This window comes from Streptomyces sp. NPDC059166 (assembly GCF_042755185.1).
Taxonomy (GTDB): Bacteria; Actinomycetota; Actinomycetes; order Streptomycetales; family Streptomycetaceae; genus Streptomyces.
Window position 1 is genome coordinate 24,554 of sequence record NZ_JBHZCI010000001.1, and the last position, 18,492, is coordinate 43,045.

At 71.8% G+C, this 18,492-nt stretch carries 17 protein-coding genes; 11 read left to right on the forward strand and 6 right to left on the reverse strand.

The annotated features are described in order from the left end of the window. Nucleotides 1–6: 6 nt before the first annotated feature. Nucleotides 7–1,062: a ferredoxin reductase gene (locus tag ACFXOA_RS00130; RefSeq protein WP_385020015.1), complete on the reverse strand. Its 1,056-nt coding sequence runs from the start codon at nucleotides 1,060–1,062 to the stop codon at nucleotides 7–9. An 85-nt stretch (nucleotides 1,063–1,147) separates the two neighbouring features. Between ACFXOA_RS00130 and ACFXOA_RS00135 the strand changes: the two genes are divergently transcribed. From ACFXOA_RS00135 to ACFXOA_RS00150, 4 genes are all read left to right on the forward strand, one after another. After that, nucleotides 1,148–2,287, forward strand: coding sequence for a PucR family transcriptional regulator (locus ACFXOA_RS00135; RefSeq protein ID WP_385020018.1), 1,140 nt, complete (start codon nucleotides 1,148–1,150; stop codon nucleotides 2,285–2,287). A 351-nt stretch (nucleotides 2,288–2,638) separates the two neighbouring features. Further along, complete coding sequence (locus ACFXOA_RS00140) at nucleotides 2,639–2,977, forward strand: thioredoxin family protein (protein WP_385020021.1); 339 nt, start codon at nucleotides 2,639–2,641, stop codon at nucleotides 2,975–2,977. A gap of 574 nt (nucleotides 2,978–3,551) precedes the next feature. Continuing rightward, the gene (locus ACFXOA_RS00145) at nucleotides 3,552–3,695 is read left to right on the forward strand and encodes a hypothetical protein (RefSeq protein ID WP_385020024.1); all 144 of its coding nucleotides are present in this window, start codon (nucleotides 3,552–3,554) and stop codon (nucleotides 3,693–3,695) included. Between the two features lie 86 nt (nucleotides 3,696–3,781). Further along, nucleotides 3,782–5,194, forward strand: a complete 1,413-nt coding sequence (locus tag ACFXOA_RS00150; protein WP_385020027.1) for a glycosyltransferase — start codon at nucleotides 3,782–3,784, stop codon at nucleotides 5,192–5,194. Nucleotides 5,195–5,326: 132 nt separating this feature from the next. On the opposite strand, the gene ACFXOA_RS00155 is transcribed toward ACFXOA_RS00150, so the two are convergent. From ACFXOA_RS00155 to ACFXOA_RS00165, 3 genes are all read right to left on the reverse strand, one after another. Further along, nucleotides 5,327–6,097 (reverse strand): polysaccharide deacetylase family protein, encoded by a 771-nt coding sequence (locus tag ACFXOA_RS00155; protein ID WP_385020030.1) that lies wholly within the window; start codon nucleotides 6,095–6,097, stop codon nucleotides 5,327–5,329. Nucleotides 6,098–6,310: 213 nt separating this feature from the next. Next, nucleotides 6,311–6,907, reverse strand: coding sequence for a hypothetical protein (locus ACFXOA_RS00160; protein ID WP_385020033.1), 597 nt, complete (start codon nucleotides 6,905–6,907; stop codon nucleotides 6,311–6,313). 544 nt (nucleotides 6,908–7,451) lie between these two features. After that, the gene (locus ACFXOA_RS00165) at nucleotides 7,452–7,646 is read right to left on the reverse strand and encodes a hypothetical protein (protein WP_385020036.1); all 195 of its coding nucleotides are present in this window, start codon (nucleotides 7,644–7,646) and stop codon (nucleotides 7,452–7,454) included. 1 nt (nucleotide 7,647) lies between these two features. On the opposite strand from ACFXOA_RS00165, the gene ACFXOA_RS00170 reads away from it, so the two are divergent. The 7 genes from ACFXOA_RS00170 to ACFXOA_RS00200 all read left to right on the forward strand — a co-directional run bounded on the left by ACFXOA_RS00170 (nucleotide 7,648) and on the right by ACFXOA_RS00200 (nucleotide 16,094). Continuing rightward, nucleotides 7,648–7,872: a hypothetical protein gene (locus ACFXOA_RS00170; RefSeq protein WP_385020039.1), complete on the forward strand. Its 225-nt coding sequence runs from the start codon at nucleotides 7,648–7,650 to the stop codon at nucleotides 7,870–7,872. Between the two features lie 124 nt (nucleotides 7,873–7,996). Then, a complete protein-coding gene (locus ACFXOA_RS00175) occupies nucleotides 7,997–8,266 on the forward strand; it encodes a GlsB/YeaQ/YmgE family stress response membrane protein (RefSeq protein ID WP_362549898.1) in 270 nt (89 codons plus the stop codon). Nucleotides 8,267–8,745: 479 nt separating this feature from the next. Further along, complete coding sequence (locus ACFXOA_RS00180) at nucleotides 8,746–12,039, forward strand: S8 family serine peptidase (RefSeq protein ID WP_385020043.1); 3,294 nt, start codon at nucleotides 8,746–8,748, stop codon at nucleotides 12,037–12,039. Between the two features lie 455 nt (nucleotides 12,040–12,494). Continuing rightward, entirely contained in the window at nucleotides 12,495–13,136 is a 642-nt protein-coding gene (locus ACFXOA_RS00185) for a fasciclin domain-containing protein (RefSeq protein ID WP_385020046.1), read from the forward strand. Nucleotides 13,137–13,470: 334 nt separating this feature from the next. Next, entirely contained in the window at nucleotides 13,471–14,193 is a 723-nt protein-coding gene (locus ACFXOA_RS00190) for a hypothetical protein (protein ID WP_385020049.1), read from the forward strand. Next, nucleotides 14,180–14,887, forward strand: coding sequence for a Fic family protein (locus tag ACFXOA_RS00195; protein ID WP_385020052.1), 708 nt, complete (start codon nucleotides 14,180–14,182; stop codon nucleotides 14,885–14,887). Before ACFXOA_RS00190 ends, ACFXOA_RS00195 begins: the two co-directional genes overlap by 14 nt. A gap of 88 nt (nucleotides 14,888–14,975) precedes the next feature. Continuing rightward, on the forward strand, nucleotides 14,976–16,094 hold the full coding sequence (locus ACFXOA_RS00200) for an NADH:flavin oxidoreductase (protein ID WP_385020055.1): 1,119 nt from the start codon (nucleotides 14,976–14,978) through the stop codon (nucleotides 16,092–16,094). Nucleotides 16,095–16,295: 201 nt separating this feature from the next. Here ACFXOA_RS00200 and ACFXOA_RS00205 read toward each other — a convergent pair whose 3' ends face one another. Together ACFXOA_RS00205 and ACFXOA_RS00210 are read right to left on the reverse strand one after the other, a co-directional pair. Continuing rightward, a complete protein-coding gene (locus ACFXOA_RS00205; RefSeq protein WP_385020058.1) occupies nucleotides 16,296–17,405 on the reverse strand; it encodes a hypothetical protein in 1,110 nt (369 codons plus the stop codon). Nucleotides 17,406–17,529: 124 nt separating this feature from the next. Continuing rightward, entirely contained in the window at nucleotides 17,530–18,207 is a 678-nt protein-coding gene (locus tag ACFXOA_RS00210; protein ID WP_385020061.1) for a polysaccharide deacetylase family protein, read from the reverse strand. Between the last annotated feature and the right edge of the window lie 285 nt (nucleotides 18,208–18,492).

The window sequence follows — 18,492 nt, forward strand, 5'->3', positions numbered from 1 at the left end:
GTGCTCCTACCGTTCGATGTCGCAGGGGCCCGCCGCGGCGGACACACAGGTCTGGATGAGGACGCCCGGCTCGGCCTCGGTGATCTCGCCGGTACGCAGGTCGCGGACAGCGCCGGCCTTGAGCGGCGTGACGCAGCCGAAGCAGATGCCCATGCGGCACCCGGAGGGCATGAGCACGCCGGCCTCCTCGCCGATGTCGAGCAACGGCGTGGCGCCGTCCGCGTCGACGGTCCTGCCGGTGGCGCTGAACGTGACCTCGCCGCCCTCGCCGGCGACGATGACGCCGGCGCGGAACCGTTCAGTGTGCAGGCGTTCCCGGACGCCCTGTTCGGTCCAGTGCTCTTCGGCGGCGTCGAGCAGACCCGCGGGCCCGCAGGCCCAGGTCTCGCGCTCGGCCCAGTCGGGCACGAGTTCGTGGAGACGGGCGATGTCGAGCTTGCCGTCGGTGTCGGTGTGCACCTCGGTGAGCCGAAGCTTCTTGTCCGCGACCAGGCCGTGCAGTTCCCCGCGGAAGATCACGTCCTGCGGCTGTGGCGCACAGTGGACCATGACGACGTCGTCGAGTTCGATGGAGCGCAGCATGCCCATCACGGGTGTGATGCCGCTGCCGGCCGTAAGGTAGAGCACCTTGGCGGGCTCGGCCGGGGGCAGGACGAAGTCACCCGTCGCCTGGTCGAGCTGGATGAGCGTGCCCGGTTTCGCCCTGCGGACCAGGTGGTTGCTGACCTTGCCGCCCGGGATCGCCTTCACCGTGATCGTGACACGGCCGTCCCGGCGGTCCGTCGGCGAGGTGATGGAGTAGGCACGCCACAGGCGCACGCCGTCGACGTCGACCCCGACCCTCACGTACTGGCCGGCTGTGTGGCCGCGCCAGCCCCGACCCGGCCTGATCACGACGGTCGCCGCGTCATCGGTCTCGGAGTGCACGGCCTCGATGCGCCCACACAGGTCGGCGCCCGCACGCAGCGGGCTGACCAGGTCGAGGTAGTCCGACGGCAGCAGCGGCGTCGTGACCATCTCCAGCAGTTTCCACGCCCTGCTGCGGAGGGCTCCACTCGTCATGGCCCCAGCTTGCTGCGCCTCCAGGCGTAAAGTCCTGACCACAGGACGTAAATCTGGCCGACTGAATTGTTCGCAGGGAACAAAAATGAGCTATGCAACCCGGAGGGCCAGCGAACTGACCCTGGACGAGACGACGGTCACCGCCCTTCGGGCCGCCCTGAAGACCACCGCCGACGAAGTCGTCCAGGCGATCATCGACGAGGTTCCTCCCTACGCCCATGCCTTGTCGGGCCGCATGGGCGCCACCATCCGCAGAGCCGTCCGCACCGCCCTGGGGCACTACCTGGACCTTGCGAGCGGGACCGCCACGGGCGGCGACGCCGGGGACGCCGCCTACGAGCTGGGCCGCGGCGAGGTGCGCGACGGCCGTTCCATGGACGCCCTGCTCAGCGCCTACCGTGTCGGCGCCCGGGTCGCCTGGCGATGTCTTGCAGCGGGTGCCGTACCCGCGGGTCTGCCGGCCGCCGAGGTCGCGAAGTTCGCCGAGCTGACCTTCGCCTACATCGACGAGCTCTCCGCCGCGAGCGCCGCGGGCCACGCCGACGAACTGGCCGCCCGGGGCAGAGCCCACGAGCGCCACCTGGAACACCTGGCCCGCGACCTCCTCGCCGGCGCGAGTCCGGACGTGCTGCTGGCCTCCGGCCAACGTGCCGGGTGGCAGCCTCCTGTCTCGCTGACCGCCGTCCTGCTGCCCGCCATCCAGGCACGGCCTGCCTACCGGACACTCGACCCGAGCACCCTCGTCCTCGACGATCTGCCGGATGCCACCGGTGTGCTCCTCGTCCCCGATGCCGACCGATCACGTCTCCTGCGGCAGCTGACCGATCGCGACGCCGTGGTCGGCCCGGCCCGGCCATGGGCCCACGCGTCCGCCTCGTACGCACGTGCCCTACGCGCGCGCTCCCTTTCCTCCGGCATCCGCGACACCGAGGACCATCTGCCCGACCTGGTGCTCAGCGCCGACGTGGACGCGTTCGCCGACCTGCGCGCCCGAGCCCTCGCACCGTTGCAGAGCTTGCCCGCAGCAACCGCACGGCGGCTGGAGGAGACGCTGCGGGCGTGGCTGCTGCACCAGGGCAGGCGGGACGAGGTCGCGGCGGCGTTGTTCGTCCATCCCCAGACGGTCCGATACCGGATGTCGCAGTTGCGGGAGCTGTTTCCCGATCTCGCATCACCGCACCGGGTGCTCGAGCTGACGCTGGCGGTCGGTCTCCGGGTCAGCTGACGCGTCACCCGTCCACGCCACGTCCGCGAGCCTCCAGGGAACGTGCTCGTTCCCGGTGTCCTGCCGCCATGACCCGGGAACACGGCCTGCCGGTCGTCACGGAGGACGCTGTCCTGGCACCAACCGGCACATGAGCGCGCGTGCGGCCGCCGCCGGGTGAACAGGCGGCGCGGCCAAGCCCCTGGCCACCTGGGACGTGGAACCGGGCTGCTCGTCCCAGGACCCCCCTCAGTGCGGCGACGGCCCAGCACCTCCCTTCCTACGGGCGGCCGGACGACCGATCGGGGCCGTCCCGGCACACCGCGCGAGGGATCATGGGTCGGAATTCGAAACGTGAGGTCAGGAGCTTCCATGGCACATCTGGTTCACCGGCCACGTGAGGACGCGGAGTTCAGTTTCATCCTGGGCAGAAGCAGGGTTCCGGTCTTCGCGTACTTCACCGGGACATGGCCCAAGGCGCTCGAGCCCTGCCGGGTGATGGACCTTGTCGTGGGCGCCATCGCCGCCGACTACACGGGCCGCCTGACGGTCGTCCGCACCGACATCACGCGTTGCCCGGCGACAACCGAGCGATACGGAATCACCGGAGCTCCGTCCTGCCTTCTGCTGAAGGAGGGAGAAGCGGTGGCGCACGGCGTCGGGCCCATGACCGTCGACGAGGTGCGGACGTTCCTGGACGGTCATCTCTGAGCTGCCGCTTCGTCCAGGCCCTCGAAGCCGACGTGGACCCGGACCAGCGGCCCGTGTCCGGCCCAGGCACCCGGCAAGCGGTGGCTCACCGGGTCGGTCGGCACCCTCAGGCTCCCGTAGCACCGTGACTCCGGTCGGTACCGAAGCTCCGAAGCCATCCGAAGCCGTCCGAAGCCGGTCCAGCATCGCGTCGGTGACCGGCAGGCGATCGCCGAGTTCCCTCTGCCCGACCGCACCGCACACCCGCACGCCGTCACCGTCGACGGGCAGGGCAGGGCACCGCGTGGTTCACCGAACGGGGCGGCAACCGCGTCGGCATCACGCCGCGAGGGGCTCGGGGGCGTTCGGCGCGGTGACCGCGTTCGGAGCGGGCCCAGCCACGGGAAGTCTCGTCCTCCAGGGCCCGACCCACAGGACCTGAGTACTCCACACCAGACGGCACCCGCCCGGGCAGCATTCTCACGGGACACACACATGACAAATAGCTGAAAGTCCCCCAAAAGGTTATTCGGCGCATATATATCAGCCTCTGTTGGTTCATTCCCAGGGAGGCGATATGCCGTACGGTTCGATCGTGGGTCCAGGAAGCACTCTGGCGGCCACGGGGCTCGCGACCGGTCAGTTGTGGCTGGTGACGCTCAGTGTGGTGGCGGTGCTGGTGGGCGCGTTCGCTGTCAGGGTGTCCTTCCGGCGCGGCATGGGCCCGGTCGAGCGGTGACTCCGGACGCACGGGCCGTCGATCGCGCGTCGGGCCGAGGGGCGGCGGGGACGCCCGCCGAGCAGGGCCCTGAGCGGTGGCCGGGTGTGGCTCCGCTGCCGAGTGCCGAGCACGCCTCGTCCGTCCGTGTCCTGCTGCTCGGGGCGGTGCCGCTGACCGCGTTCCTGGCCTGGGGCGTGGCGCACGTCTACAGTGCGGTGGCCTCGATCGCGGGCGGGAGCCAGGGCCTGGCGCTGCCGTGGCTCGTGTCGTTCCTGCTGCTGTGGTGGGTACCGCTGTCCTGGCTGGAGCGGCCCCGTACCGCCTCTTCCGCGGCGCAGGCGGAGTTGGACCGGCTGACCGTGACCGTGCAGATCCCGGTGTACAACGAGGACCCCGACGCGCTGCGGGGCTGTCTGCACTCGTTGCTGACGCAGACCCGGCCTGTGCAGCGGATCCGGGTGGTGGACGACGGGTCCGTGCACGACGGTGCACCGATGACCTACGACGACGTGCGCGGTGAGTTCTTCGAGCGTGCCGCGGCGGCCGGGGTGGAGGTGAGCTGGGACCGCACACCCAACCGCGGTAAGCGCTATGCCCAGATGCACGTCCTCGCCACCGACGACGCCGACGTGTTCGTCACCCTGGACAGCGACTCGCTGCTGGACTCGGAGGCGATCGCGGAGGGCCTGAAACCGTTCGCCGACCCCGGGGTGACCTCCGTCGCCGGGCAGGTGGTCGTCCTGAACCACGACGCGAACGCCCTGACCCGGATGATCAACCTGCTGTATCTCCCGTTCACACGTGGCCTCCGGTCCGCGCAGTCGGTACTGGGGCGGGTGACGATCAACTCCGGCACCCTCGCCTTCTACCGGGCGCACATCGTGCGGGATGCCGCCGGGGTCTACGAGAACGAGACGTTCCGCGGCCGTGCGATGCAGATGAACGACGACTCCATGCTCACCTTCTACGGGCTCCTCGCCGGTGACACGGTCCACCAGCCGTCGTCGCTGGTCTTCACCCTCGCCCCGGAACGCTGGTCGCACTACATGCGCCAGCAGTTGCGCTGGATGCGGGGAACCACCGTCCGCCATCTGTGGTGGCTGCGCTACATGCCGCTGACGGGCATCGTCTTCTGGTCGACGGTCGCCGAGTACGTCCACATCGTCCTCGGCGTGGCCATCCCCGCCGTGATCGTCTCCGACCCCGCACTGCGGGCCCACACCGGCGACCTCATCGGCGCCGCCGTGGTCATCGGCACCGCGATGAGCTACCTGATGGCGCTCCGCCTCTTCACCGTCCGCCGCACCGACATGCGCCGGCGGCAGGTCCTGCTGCTGTTCGCCCTCGCACCGCTCGCCTCCGCGTGGCGGGCGTTGATCCTGCGTCCGCTGTACTTCTACTCGATGGCCACCTGCCACCGGGTCAACCGCTGGGGCACCCGGGCTGACGTCGAAGTCGCCCGCACTCCCCGGGGGCAGACGTCCGGGGCGGCCGCGGGACCTGTGTCCGTCCCGTAGGCGGCTCACGGAAACCCGCGCTGGGCACACGGCTCGTGCACCGGCACTCCTCGGCGCCGGCTTGCTCCGGACGTGCCCACCGTCGTCGCGGCCGGGACGCGGCCGCTGCTGCTCCTGCTCCCCTGCCCCGGCTCAGCGCACGGGGAAGCCGAAGGAGTAGCCCTGCTGCTTCAGCCAGGGCAGCACCTCGCGGAGGGCTTCCACGGTCTGGGAGCGGTCCCCGCCCGCGTCGTGGAAGAGGATCGTGGGTCCGTTGGCGATCTCGTTCTTGACGGTGGCCACCATGGCGTCCGCTCCGGGACGTTCGAAGTCCTTGGTGTCGACGTTCCAGCCGAGCGGACGCATGCCCCGGGATGCGGCGAGTTGCCGGCTGTACGGGGTGAAGGCTCCGCCCGGAGCGCGGTAGTACTGCGGGCGGACACCTCCCGACGCCTCGGTGATCATCTTTTCGGCGTCCAGGAGTTGCTGGGACTGATAGGTCTCGGAGCGGGTGTCCATGGCGGTGTCGTGGGCGACCGTGTGGTCGCAGAGCCGGTGCCCTTCCGCCACCACCTGCTTGACCAGGTCCGGGTGGGCCTGGGCCTGGGTGCCCACCATGCAGAACGTGGCCCGGACGCCGTTCTCCTTCAGCAGCCGCAGTACCTGCGGCGTCCAGACCGGGTCGGGTCCGTCGTCGATGGTGATGTTGACACCCCTGGCGCCGCGGTCGGAGGCGTGGGCGATCTCCGCCGACACCTCGGACACCGGCGCGGACTCCGAGGCCGGAACTCGCGCCTGCGGCCCGCGCGTGCCCGCCGGGTCCGCCTGCGCGGTCCATACGGAGGTGGCCGCGGCCAGCGCCGTCACGCCCAGCCCGGCCGCGAGGAGCCGTCCGTGCCAGCCCCGCCCCTTGTGCTTTGCCATGGTCGCCGCCCCTTTGCCGCCTCCGCCGATGCCGTAGGCCCATGAATTCACACGAACACCCGTACACGGCAGGGCTGTTACCGATCGCGGACGCAGCCGCAGGTGGTCGGCGACAATCGCGCGGGTTCCGCGACACGGAGGCCCGTGAAAGGGCGGGAGCCCGTCAGAGAACTGACGGGCTCCCGAAGGGGCTCACGACCGGCCTGTCACCGGTCAGATCGTCGGTGTGTCGTCGACGATCGCCTTGTGCGGTTCCACGACGAACTTCCAGCCGTCGCTGGGCTCCAGGAACCGGACCCGGGTGGGGTAGATGTCCAGGGCGCGCCGGTCGCGGTTCTGGGGGTTCGACTTCCGGGCCCGGGCCGGCTCCTCGTACAGGTCCACCTTGACGTCGGGGACCGCGACGGTCTCCTCGCTCCAGCGCTGGACGATGCCGGCACCGAAGGCGTCCCGCGCGGCGGCGTAGAGCGCCTCCAGCGATTCCTTGTTTCCGTCGGGGACGAAAAGGGCGAGGTTCAGAAGGACACCGGCGCTCCGGAGCACCTCGATCTCCTCCCCGCTCTTGTCGGCAATCCAGATACCGGGCTCATCGGCGTTTTCGGGGAGGACGTGAATTTCCTTCCCGAAGATCGTCCTGACCGCGAAGGAACCCCCTTCGAAATTCTTACCCGGCGCCGTGAGAGAGGCCGGTGCGTAACAGTCGAGAGGGAGACCGTCCATCTCCGCCGAGACGAACACGGTCTCCTGGATGCCCAGTTCGGAAACCTCTTCGGCCGTGAGCCGACGCGCCGTAATCTTCTCAGTATTCACGGCATTCCCCTTTTTGTGTGGCGTCCTGCAAATCCACGAGGACTATATCATGAAATCAAACAGCACAATCCGCCGCGCGCCGGCCAGGACCACCTCCGGGGCCGAAAAAAGCAGGACACCGGCAGAGGAATTTGCACCCGAGAGGGAAAACAAATCCTGCCGCCTATGGAAGAACTCCGGAGGAATTCGCGGAGAAACGGATCGGCAGCCGAGGCGACACCTGTGTCACAGCGCCCCTCCCCGCATGCCGAGGGCCCTCCCGCGATGCGCGGTGGTTCAGCGCGCGACGTCGGATGGGGTGCGTCGAAAGGCGGTGGCCATCCGGGTACATCCGGCATGTGGACGTTCCGGCAACGCGGGGGTGAGGGCGCCCCCGGACGATGTCCGGGGGCGTGCCGTAGCTGTAGTCGCGCGCCCGCCGGGAACTGCGGGGACGACCCTCAGGTCCCTGCCCGGCAGGCGGCCCGCCGGGCAGGGACCTCGACACCGCACGCGGCCACGACGCGCGGGGGCGCCCCCGGGTGCCGGGCACCCGGGCCGGACGTCACGCCTGTTCGTCGCGTCTCAGCGTGAACCAGAAGGTCGGCACCGGGTTCGTCCCCGGCGTCACGTCGGTCAGTCGCCACCCGGCGAACCGGGAACGCAGTTCCTCGGCGGTGGCGCCCGAGATGGGGTCGTCGAACGCCTCGGGCCCGTAGCCGAACATCAGCAGTCCGGCGCCGGGGGCGGCGCGGTACACCGTGCAGCGCGCCGCCGCGGAGGCGCTGTCCGCCAAGCCGGACGCGCGGCCGGACATCGACACCGACCGGGCCGCGGATCTCCTGTACGGGCTGCTCAGCCCCGAGCTCTACCTGGTGTTCGTCCGCGACCGCGGCTGGTCACCCGATGCCTGGGAGGAATGGGTCGGCGATGCCCTGACCGCCCAGCTCTGCACCGGTCCCGCATCCGGCACGGAGATCGCGTAGGCGGTGCCGGTCCGGCCTCCTCCGGGCCGGGCGGGAAGCTCTGCCGACACGCCAGGTTTGAAAGCCCTGGGACGGCACAGACGATGAATTGACGCAGACCTTATACCGGCACCAGGAGGGCATCATGGGCATTCTCGCGTGGATTCTCATCGGGCTGATCGCAGGGCTCATCGCCAAGGCACTGGTACCCGGAAAGGACCCGGGCGGCATCATCATCACGATGCTCATCGGGATCGCGGGCGGGCTTCTCGGCGGATGGCTCGGCAAGGTCATATTCGGGGTCGACTCCATCGACGGCTTCTTCGATCTGTCCACGTGGATCGCGGCCATCATCGGTTCGATGATCCTGCTCCTGCTCTACCGCGTGTTCACCGGCAACCGGCACGCACGCTGACGCGCCCAGGCGGGCAGTGCCCGCCCGCGTCTCGCACACCCAGACGACGGCTCCCCCTCGTGACCGAGGGCGGAGCCGTCCGGCGTACGGCGTGCGCCCTCCCTCAGGACGTCGGCACGCCCGGGAACCGGCACTCCCGGGAACCCTCACGCTCGTACCACCGGCACGCGATGTGCCCACGCACGGGAGGCACGGCACGCACGGCAGGCACGACAGGCACGGCACCGGTGTCGGCGCGCGTGAGCACCCGCACCGCAGCGGCCCGGCTCCGACCGCCTCGACGGACGGACGCCGTCGCACGCCCCGGACGCCCGTCGCACGCCCCGGACCCGGACGCCCGTCACACGCCCCGGACGCCCCTCGGACGGTTGGCCAGTATGCGCCGCGTCGCCATCTCGCCAGCCTCACGCCTCTGTTGAGGACTCCTCTCCTGCCAGCATCGGGTGATCCACCCACTGCGATCTTCGGGAGTCCCTTCCGTGCGTCTGAGATCTGTCGCAGCAGCCGTCACCTTCGTGGCGGCCCTCATACCCGCGGGCGCCGCCCAGGCGGCTGCGCCCCCCGCCCCCGGTACCGCACCCGGCGCCCCCGCCGTCACCGCCGTCACCGTGCCGCTGCCCACCGGCGACACCGTGACCGTGGAGCGGTCCGGCGACACCATCCGCTCGGCCACCGTCACCCCCGCTCCCGGCCGTAAGAACCTCTCCTTCAGCACCAGTTCGGTCGGGGCCGACAGCATCAGCGTCGTCCCCGAGGACGCCGAGCCACTGCTCGCGTCCGGCAGGGTCGATGCCCGCCTGTTCGACGTCAAGGCGCTGCTCGACGCCGGGTACGGCACGAAGGGGAGCAGCACCGACCGGGCCGTCGGCATGATCGTGCAGCACGGCAGGGGTCCGGCCGCCGCCAGGAAGGCGCGTGACGCGGCCGGTTCCGCCGCGCGCCCCGGGAAGGCGGTGTCCCGCCTCGGGATGACCTCGCTCGGCCCGCACGACCGCGCCGACGCCACCGCCACGTGGAAGAGGCTGACCACCGGCAAGGGCGATTCGCTCGCGGGCGGCGCCGCCAAGCTGTGGCTCGACGGCCGGATGCGCGTCTCGCTGGACAAGAGCGTGCCGCAGATCAACGCGCCGCAGGCCTGGAAGGACGGGTACACCGGCAAGGGGACCACGGTCGCCGTCCTCGACACGGGCTGGGACTCCGACCACCCCGATCTGGCGGGCCGGGTGTCGGTCTCCTCGGACTTCACCGGCACAGGGTCCGCGGAGGACGACAACGGTCACGGCACGCACGTCGCGTCCACGATCGCCGGTGTCGACAGCACCTACCGGGGCGTCGCACCGGACGCCTCGCTCGCGGTCGGGAAGGTCTGTGACAGCACGGGCTCCTGCACCACCTCGGCCGTCCTCGCCGGCATCGACTGGGCCGTGAACACCGTCCACGCCAAGGTGGTCAGCATGAGCCTCGGCGGCCCCGCCGACGAGGAGGACCCCGCGATCGCGGCGATCGACGAACTGTCGGCGAGCACCGGCACCCTGTTCGTCGTCGCGGCGGGCAACGAGGGCGAGTACGGGACCGGCACGGTCGGCTCGCCCGCCATCGCGGACGCCGCGCTCGCCGTCGGGGCGGTGAACACCGAGGACGAGCTGGCCCCGTTCTCCAGCAGGGGACCCCGCCCCTCCGACAACGCCGTCAAGCCCGACATCACCGCACCCGGCGTGAGCATCGTCGCGGCGAAGGTGGGTGGCGGTCACACCTCCAAGAGCGGTACGTCGATGGCGACGCCGCACGTGGCCGGCGCCGCCGCCCTCGTCGCCCAGGCCCACCCCGACTGGAGCGGTGAGCAGATCAAGACCGCGCTCATGGGCGGCGCCGAGCCCACCGCGGGACTGGCCCCGTACCAGCAGGGCACCGGCCGGGTGGACGTGGGACGTTCGGTCGAGGAGACCGTCCTGGCCTCCCCCGCCAACCTGACGACCACGGCGGACTGGCCGGACGGCGAGGGCAAGGACACCGAGCGGACCGTCACCTTCACCAACACCGGTGACTCCGCCACCACGCTTGCCCTGTCCGTCAGCAGGCCCCAGTCGCCCACCGCGCAGCCGGGCAACGCCGGACAGTTCTCCGTGGACCGCGACAGCGTCACCGTGCCCGCGCACTCCACCGCGACGGCCACCGTCACCACCCGGGCGTCGCTCCTGCCGCACGGCCCCTGGTCGGCGGTGCTCACCGCCTCGCGCGACGGCGAGCCGGTCACCCGCACCATCCTCGGCGTCGACAGCCCCGTCCCCACACACCGCATGACGGTGAGCGCGTTCCGGCGCGACGGGAGCCCCGCCGAGGGGACCGCGCTGCTCGTGAACCGCTGGACGGGCGACCGCTACCCGGTCCGTCTCTCCGGTGGCACCGGCTCGGCGGACGTGCCCGAGGCCCAGTACTGGATCGGCATGACCATCATCAGCGGCTCCGGCACCGACCGCACCACCACCATGGCCGCCACATCCGTCAGCCCCGTGGCGGACACCTCCGTCGTGCTCGACGCCAGGAAGGCGGTTCCGGTCAGGGCCGACGTCCACGACCAGGCGGCCAGGGCCACCGCGGTGCAGGCGGCGTTCGCGGTTCCGGCCGGAGCGGGCACGTACACGATGAGCGTCGTGTCCACCGGCGCGTCCGCCGGCACGTCCCTGTACGCGCTGCCGTTCGCCGACCCCGACGCGAAGTACCGCACCTTCGCGGTGTTCGCCGCCGAGGGCGCCTCCTCCGCGTCGCCCAGCCCGTTCTTCTACCACGTGGCGCGTACCTGGCCGGGCGGTGTACCCGCCGACCCCTCCTTCTCCGTGAAGCGCCGTGACCTGACCGACGTCCGCGTCCGCTTCCACGCCCAGGGCACCCCCGCCGCGGGCACCACCTCGGCCGCTCCGGACGACGACCTGCTGCTCCCCCTGAACATCGACCAGTCGGTCGCCTTCCCGTCGGCCGTGCACGACTACCGCACGCCCGGGGAGTGGCTCGACCGCACCACCATCGCGGGCCGCCAGTCGATCGCGACCTCGGCGGAGGCCTTCGGACCGCATGGCCGCAGCACCCTGGACTTCGGGGCGGCGGTGGTCGGTCCCGGCCTGCCCGCCGCGCCCTTCTACCGGGTCGAGGACTCCATGACGTTCACCGCCACACCGTGGCTGGTGGACGGCGACGGCAGCCGCGGAGGCACCGACTGGGGGGCGTCCGGCACCGTGACCCTGGCCAGGGACGGCAAGGCCCTGAGTTCGTGGAACGCCGTCGGCTCCGGCAGGACCACCCCCGTGGCGGCGGGCCCCGGGCACTACACGCTCAGTGCGGACGTCAGCCGCGCACAGGCGTACGCCGGGCTCTCCACCCGGGTGCGTACGGAGTGGGGATTCGACTCCGGCACGGACAGCGGCGCGGGCACCGTACTGCCTCTGATGGCCGTGCGCTTCACCCCGCACGGTCTCGACGACTCGGGCACTGCCGCCCGCCACGCCCTCACCCGCGTGGACATCGCCGTGCAGCGCGCACCGGGTGCCGCCGACGCCACGGTCGGACGTACCCGGCTCGAGGTGAGCTGGGACGACGGGGCCACCTGGCGTCCGGCGCTCGTCATCCCCGCGACCCGCTGGGCGCCCGCGCACACCTACCTCCTCGCTCCGTCCGGCGCGGCCCACGCGACGCTCCGCGCGAAGGTCTCGGCGAGCGACGGGAGTTCCGTGACCCAGACGATCACCAGGGCGTACGGCGTCTCGGGAGGACACAGGTAGGCCGACGTCCGACCCGCTCAACGGGCGGGCCGGTCCCTCAGGGGGCCGGCCCGCCCTTCGTCGTCCGGGCACCTCCCGGCACCGGCGGCGAGGCGTCAACTCACGGCGAATCTGAACTCTTTCGTGAAGAGACCAATCCGCCTGGCCCCTGTGCGCCGAATGGCCCATGTGACGATCGGGACGAAGACAGTGACGCGCACCGGACGGAAAGCCTCCGGCCCCGTGCCGGGCCCGCTGCTGCCCGCCGCCGTCGAGACCGGCACCCGCCCGTGCGCCCGCCCCGTACGGGGGACGGCGCCGGGGAGACGTCGGCGCACCCGGCGTCAGGCGCTCGCCGCGCGCCCCACGCCCCGGTGGCGCCCCTGACGGCACGCCCGGGTCCCGCGCCCGGCACCCGGTCGCATCGCACCCCGAAGACATCACGCACAGCAACCACCCATGCACACAGGAGAGTCATGAACGCCTTCCGCTTCCGCCGCACCGCTGTCGCCGTCACCGCCGCCACCGTCCTGCCGCTCGCGCTGAGCGCCTGTGGCGGGTCCGACGACGACTCCAGCTCGGCCACGGACAAGAGCAAGAGCTCGGCACCGGCTCAGGCCGAGTCGAGCCCGGCGATGGCCGACGGCCCCTTCGGTCCGGGCTGCGCCTCCGTGCCGAAGGAGGGCGCGGGATCGTTCGACGGCATGGCCAAGGACCCGGTGGCCACCGCGGCGTCCAACAACCCGGCGCTGTCCACCCTGGTCACCGCCGTGAAGAAGGCCGGCCTGGTCGACACCCTCAACAGCGCCGAGAACCTCACCGTCTTCGCGCCCACCAACGACGCGTTCGCCAAGATCCCGAAGGCCGACCTCGACAAGGTCCTGGCCGACAAGGAGATGCTCACCAACATCCTCACGTACCACGTGGTGGGCGAGAAGCTGACGCCGAAGCAGCTCGAGAACGGCACCTACGACACCCTGCAGAAGTCGACGCTCACCACCAAGGGCAGCGGTGAGGACTACACCGTCAACGACAGCTCGAAGGTCGTCTGCGGCAACGTCCCGACCGCCAACGCCACGGTCTACATCGTCGACACCGTGCTGATGCCGAAGGCCTGACGCCGGGCCCCGCCGATCGCCCGCCGTACAGGCGGGTGCCGGCCGGCAGCGCACCCGTGCTCCAACCCCCCTCGGGAACGCGCTGCCCGGCCCGGTCCGGTGCCCCGCACCCGGCGCGTGTCGCGCCCCCTGCCCCCGGCGTCCGCCCCGGAGCGAGTTCCGGGGCGGACGCCGGGGGCAGGCGCTCAGGGACCACCGCCGGGCCGAAACGGGGTGCGTGCCTGCGGCGAACCCCCCACACTGGTGCGGTCGTTCCCCTGCCGCACGCCCCGGGAGGCCCCCCACGTCCACGGAACCGCAACCAGTCGTCCGTACCCTGGACCTCACCTGGGCCATGGTCGATCCCGGGCTCCATCCCTTCTCCCCCGACGACGAGGAACGGGCCCTGCTGGTCGCGCGGGTCGAGGCGCTCGTCCCGGCGGGGGCGTCCTCCTGGTCGTATCCGGACCCCCACCGGGAGGCCCGGCACATCTGCGTGGACCGGATCACGGAACTCTTCGTCGAGCGGTACGGCGCCTGGGCCCGCGAGTGGAACTGGACCACGGGTGAGGGAGACAAGGACGGCGGCCCGGTCGGGTCCTGGTGCTGCGCCTCGCATTCGGTCCGCGCACCGCGGGAGACGGCGGCCGATGCCGTCGCCGCCCTGCTGGAGTGGCGGGCCTGGCTGGAAGGCCTGGCCGCGTCGTTCGCCGAGCTGTCGCCGGCACCGGACGCGAGCCCCGAGCAGCGCAGTTGGCACCTGGAGCGGGCCGCCGTACGGCTGGTGACACGGGTGCTCGACCAGGGAGGACCGGACAGCGGCTGGTACGGGGGGTGCTATCTGGTGCTCACCTGGTTCCTCACCTCCTGCGGGATGGAGCGCGAAGAGGCCGCGACCGCCGTGGAGGCGGCGATAGGGGGACGCTTCGAGAGCTGGGTCGCACCGGGGCAGACGCTGATCGACTCGGTCGGCGAGGACCTTGCGGTCGGACTGACCGGCCGGATGCCCTACCGCGACCACCGGGAGTACGGGGACCTGGAGGAACGCCACGACAGGGGTCCGCGTGCCTCGGGGTGAAGCGCCCCCGGGTGCCGATTCCCTGGCCGTCTGGTGCCTGGTCCGGCGGGAGGTGGGCTGGGCGCGCCTGGGCGCGGAGACCGCCCCCGGTCCGGTGATCCCGGCCGTCGACGGGTTCACCGCCTGGTGCGAGGGACCGGTCGCCCTCCGCGATCCCGTGCGCGCCAGGCGTCTGCTGGCGGGGTGGGCCGCCCTGCGTGCCGATGCCGGCCGCGGGGAGCCACTCACCTTCGCGCTGCTGTGCGGCTGGCAGCGCGAGGTGCTCGGCACCCGCGAGACCTCTTTCCGCACCGGCGACGCCTACGCGAAGCGGGGGCGCGAGCGGTACGGCCTGACGGCTCGTACCCGTACGGACTTCGAGGAGTGCCTGCGCGAGAGCGGTGACCCGTCCGTACCCCTGGCCGCGCGGGCCGCCCGTGCCTACCTCGACGTGGCGTTCTTCCATCCCTTCGAGGACGGGAACGGCCGCGCCGCCCTGCTCGCCCTGACCTTCGTCCTCGCCAGGGAGCGGGTGTTCCTGAGCCAGGTGGGGCCTCTGGGTACCACCCGATACGCGGACGACGCGGCGGGTGCCGCCGATCTGGCGCTGCTGGTCTCGGTGCTGGTGCGGGCGTCGGCGGGCGGGACCAGCCGGCACGGCGGCTGTGCCCGTGCCTTCGCCGGTCCGCGGGCCCGGCCGCACACGAGACCTTGACCACATCGTGGGCCTCCCGGGATTCGGTCGCGGCCCGGGATTGTTGGTGACGGTCGGAGCTGCCCCCACCCGACGAACAGGACTCCCCGTGACAGACGAGCATGCCCTCCGTGCGACCGACGCCCTCTCGCGCCCGTTCTCGGTCCGCGGACTGACCTCGCCCAACCGGATCGCGATGGCGCCGATGACCCGTCAGTTCTCCCCCGGTGGTGTGCCGGGGCAGGACGTGGCGGACTACTACGCCCGCCGGGCCGCCGGCGGTGTCGGCCTGGTCATCACCGAGGGCACCTACGTGGACCACGACTCTGCGGGCACCAGCGGCAGCGTCCCGCGCTTCCACGGCGAGGACGCGTTCGCCGGCTGGGCACGCGTCGTGGACGCCGTCCACGCCGAGGGCGGCACGATCATCCCGCAGCTGTGGCACGTGGGTGTCACCCGCGCCGAGGGCGCACCGCCGGTGGTGGACGCCGAGCCGGTCGGCCCGTCCGGGGTGTCCCTGTCGGGCGAGCCGAAGGGGCGCGCCATGACGCAGAAGGACCTCGACGACGTCATCGGGGCGTTCGCGGGTGCGGCGGCGGCCGCCGAGCGCCTGGGCTTCGACGGGGCCGAACTGCACGGCGCGCACGGCTATCTGATCGACCAGTTCCTCTGGGAGGGCAGCAACCGGCGCACCGACGCGTACGGCGGCTCCGTCGTCGCGCGTACCCGCTTCGCCGCGGAGATCGTGGCGGCCTGCCGGGCCGCGGTCTCGGACGACTTCCCGCTGTTCTTCCGCATGTCGCAGTGGAAGATGGACGCCTACGAGGCGAAGCTCGCCCGGACGCCCGAGGAGCTGGACAGCCTCCTCACGCCGCTGGCCGAGGCCGGTGTCGACGTGTTCCACGCCTCCACCCGCCGCTACTGGCTCCCCGAGTTCGAGGGTTCCGACCTCAACCTCGCGGGCTGGGTGAAGAAGATCAGCGGCAGGCCGACGGTCACGGTCGGCTCGGTCGGTCTGGACGGCGACTTCTTCAGCGCCTTCCAGGGCAACGGTTCGTCCGTCACCGGGATCGAGCAGCTCCTGGAGCGCATCGAGCGCGACGAGTTCGACATGGTCGCCGTGGGCAGGGCCCTGATCGCCGACCCCGAGTGGGCCGCCAAGACCCTCCGCGGCCGTACGGAGGACATCACGCCGTTCTCCGCGGAGATGCTCAAGACCCTGCGCTGAGCCGCGGCGGCCCTCGGGTCCGGGGCGGGCCCGGAGGTCCGGTGCCCGCCCCGGGCACCGGGCCTCCGTGTCCGCCCGAATCCGCGTTCCGCGTCCGCGACCAGCGGGTCCTCCGGAAACGCGGTCGCGGTGCGGGAACTGGCTCAGCGCCGGCTCATCGCCGCGCAGCACCGCTGGGGCGTCCCGGCGTCACCCGTGTGGTCACCCGCGCAGTCCCGCGTAGGCGGACGGGGAGACCCCGCCGACGGCCCCGGCCGCGCCGCCGACCGACCAGACCCTGCCGAAGCGGTCCGTCGAGGCGCCGTAGAGGTATCCGGCGCCGGAGGGGGACTCCGTCCGGGTGAAGGCACCGCTCCGGTCACGGGTCAGCACGTAGTCGCCGCCCTCGTCGACCGCGGTGTCCGCGGTCTCCCCCACGATCACCGGGCGGCCTGAGCCGTCGAAGGCGATGTCGTACAGCTGCCCGGTCTCCTGCGGTGCGGGGATCTCGCGCCACGACTTCCCGTCGAAGCGCATGATCGCCGGCCGTCTCCACAGCTCCTCGTCCGGGTGGAATCCGACCGCCCAGATGTCGTGGGCGGACCGGACCTCGATCCCGGCGAGCACGGTGTTGTCGTCGGGGAGTGCCTGCCTGGCCCAGGAGCGGCCGTCGAAGCGGGAGATCCCGTCACCGGTGGCGGTCAGCGTCCCGTCCTCGCCCGCCTCCAGGCTGTCCACCCAGTTCAGGCCGGTGTCGGCGGGCAGGGTGGTCCAGGTGCCCGCCGCGTTCCTGTGGAACAGGATGTTCCCGCCGCCTTCCTCCGTCGCGTACCAGCCGTACGCCCAGACCTGACCGTCGGCGGTGGTGTCCAGGGCGTCCAGTCCGCTGTCCGTCGCCGTGGCGGGGAGCGGGAGGGCGGTCCTGCGCCATGAACCGTTCTGCCGGCTCAGCAGCAGAGCGTGGGCGAACTGCCCCTCGGCCGTGGTCACGGTCTCGGTCCCGGCGGCCCACGGCTGCCCGTGCGCTCCGGTGGAAACGTCCAGAAGCCGTCCGTGCTCGGCGGGGAGGGCGGACCGCTCCCAGCCCCGGCCGGTCCAGCGCACGGCGAGGAGGGTCTCGGGGCTCTTTCCGGCGCCCAGGACGTCGCCCACCGCCCAGGCGGTGGTACCGGACGACTCGACGTCCCTCAGGATGCTGCCGGCCCCGGTCGCGGGACTGACGTCCCGCCAGGTCGGCCCTGACGCCGAGGCGGTCTGTGCGGCGGACAGGGTGAGGACGAGGGCGAGACCGGCGGCGGCACCGGCGGTGACGGGGGACAGACGCGAACGCATACGAATTCCTCGCTCGTAGATGACTCGGTCACCCCTTCGGTGCGCCGGCACCCCGTTTCTGTTTCACCTGACCGATGATTTCCAGCCACTCACGCTGCGGCCCCGTCCGATGCGCGGCCGGGTCTCAGGCGGGCAGGGCGGGGAGGTCGAAGTCCCATCCGCCGGCCCGCAGCAGGGGCACGAGGCGGTCGACCGCGTCGACCGTCTGGCCCCGGTCGCCGCCCCCGTCGTGCAGCAGCACCACCGCACCCGGTCCGATGCCCTCCTCGACCCGGCGTACGAGCACGTCCGTACCGGGCGTCTCCCAGTCGCCGATACCCAGCCGCCAGCCCAGCGGCCGCATGCCCAGCTCCACCGCGACCGCCGGGCTCTCACCCCAACTCCCGTACGGGGCGCGGAAATAGGGGATGTCCGCACCTGGGACGGCGCGACGGATCGCAGCGGTGGTCAGCTCCAGGTCCGCCCGGATCTCCTCGGCGGACCACGTCGTCATGTCGTCGTGGTGCATCCCGTGGTTGCCCAGCACGTGACCGTCCTCGACGGTGGCCCGCACCAGCCCGGGGTGTTCCTGGGCGCGATCCCCCGACAGGCAGAAGACGGCCCGTACGCCGTGCGTGCGCAGCACCCGGAGCAGCCGGGGTGTGTCGACGGGGTTCGGTCCGTCGTCGAAGGTGAGGGCGACGGTCCTGCCACCGAGCCGGGTGGAGTCGACGATGCCGGTGCCGGGGTGGGAGGAGTTCAACGCGGAGACCCTTCTGCCTGCGTCGCGCAGCACCGTGGCGGCGACGCCTTCGAGCGCCATGCCGATCGACCGGGCAGACGCTAGGCAAGCCCGTGCGCACCGTCAAGACGACGGGGGTGCCCCCGTCAGGACCGGGGGCCGCGCCCTCCGGACGACTCGGCGCCGTCGCTGCCCACGGAGCGCCCCACGGGGCACCCACGGAGCACCCACGGGCCAGTGGATCCCGCGCTCGGAGGCCGTCCTCGGTGTACAGTTTTCGGGTCCTGTCGTCTCCGATAGAGGTGGACGTTGCGCATCTGAGGTCCGCGATCATCGCGCGGTACGGCCCCGCTGCCGTAGCCCGTC

Bases quoted from the DNA above. Each gene is read 5' to 3' on its own strand.
- ACFXOA_RS00190 (WP_385020049.1), top strand. From the start codon at position 13,471: ATGGTCGATCCCGGGCTCCATCCCTTCTCCCCCGACGACGAGGAACGG.
- ACFXOA_RS00205 (WP_385020058.1), bottom strand. From the start codon at position 17,405: ATGCGTTCGCGTCTGTCCCCCGTCACCGCCGGTGCCGCCGCCGGTCTC.
- ACFXOA_RS00155 (WP_385020030.1), bottom strand. From the start codon at position 6,097: ATGGCAAAGCACAAGGGGCGGGGCTGGCACGGACGGCTCCTCGCGGCC.
- ACFXOA_RS00135 (WP_385020018.1), top strand. From the start codon at position 1,148: ATGAGCTATGCAACCCGGAGGGCCAGCGAACTGACCCTGGACGAGACG.
- ACFXOA_RS00140 (WP_385020021.1), top strand. From the start codon at position 2,639: ATGGCACATCTGGTTCACCGGCCACGTGAGGACGCGGAGTTCAGTTTC.
- ACFXOA_RS00210 (WP_385020061.1), bottom strand. From the start codon at position 18,207: ATGGCGCTCGAAGGCGTCGCCGCCACGGTGCTGCGCGACGCAGGCAGA.
- ACFXOA_RS00175 (WP_362549898.1), top strand. From the start codon at position 7,997: ATGGGCATTCTCGCGTGGATTCTCATCGGGCTGATCGCAGGGCTCATC.
- ACFXOA_RS00130 (WP_385020015.1), bottom strand. From the start codon at position 1,062: ATGACGAGTGGAGCCCTCCGCAGCAGGGCGTGGAAACTGCTGGAGATG.
- ACFXOA_RS00185 (WP_385020046.1), top strand. From the start codon at position 12,495: ATGAACGCCTTCCGCTTCCGCCGCACCGCTGTCGCCGTCACCGCCGCC.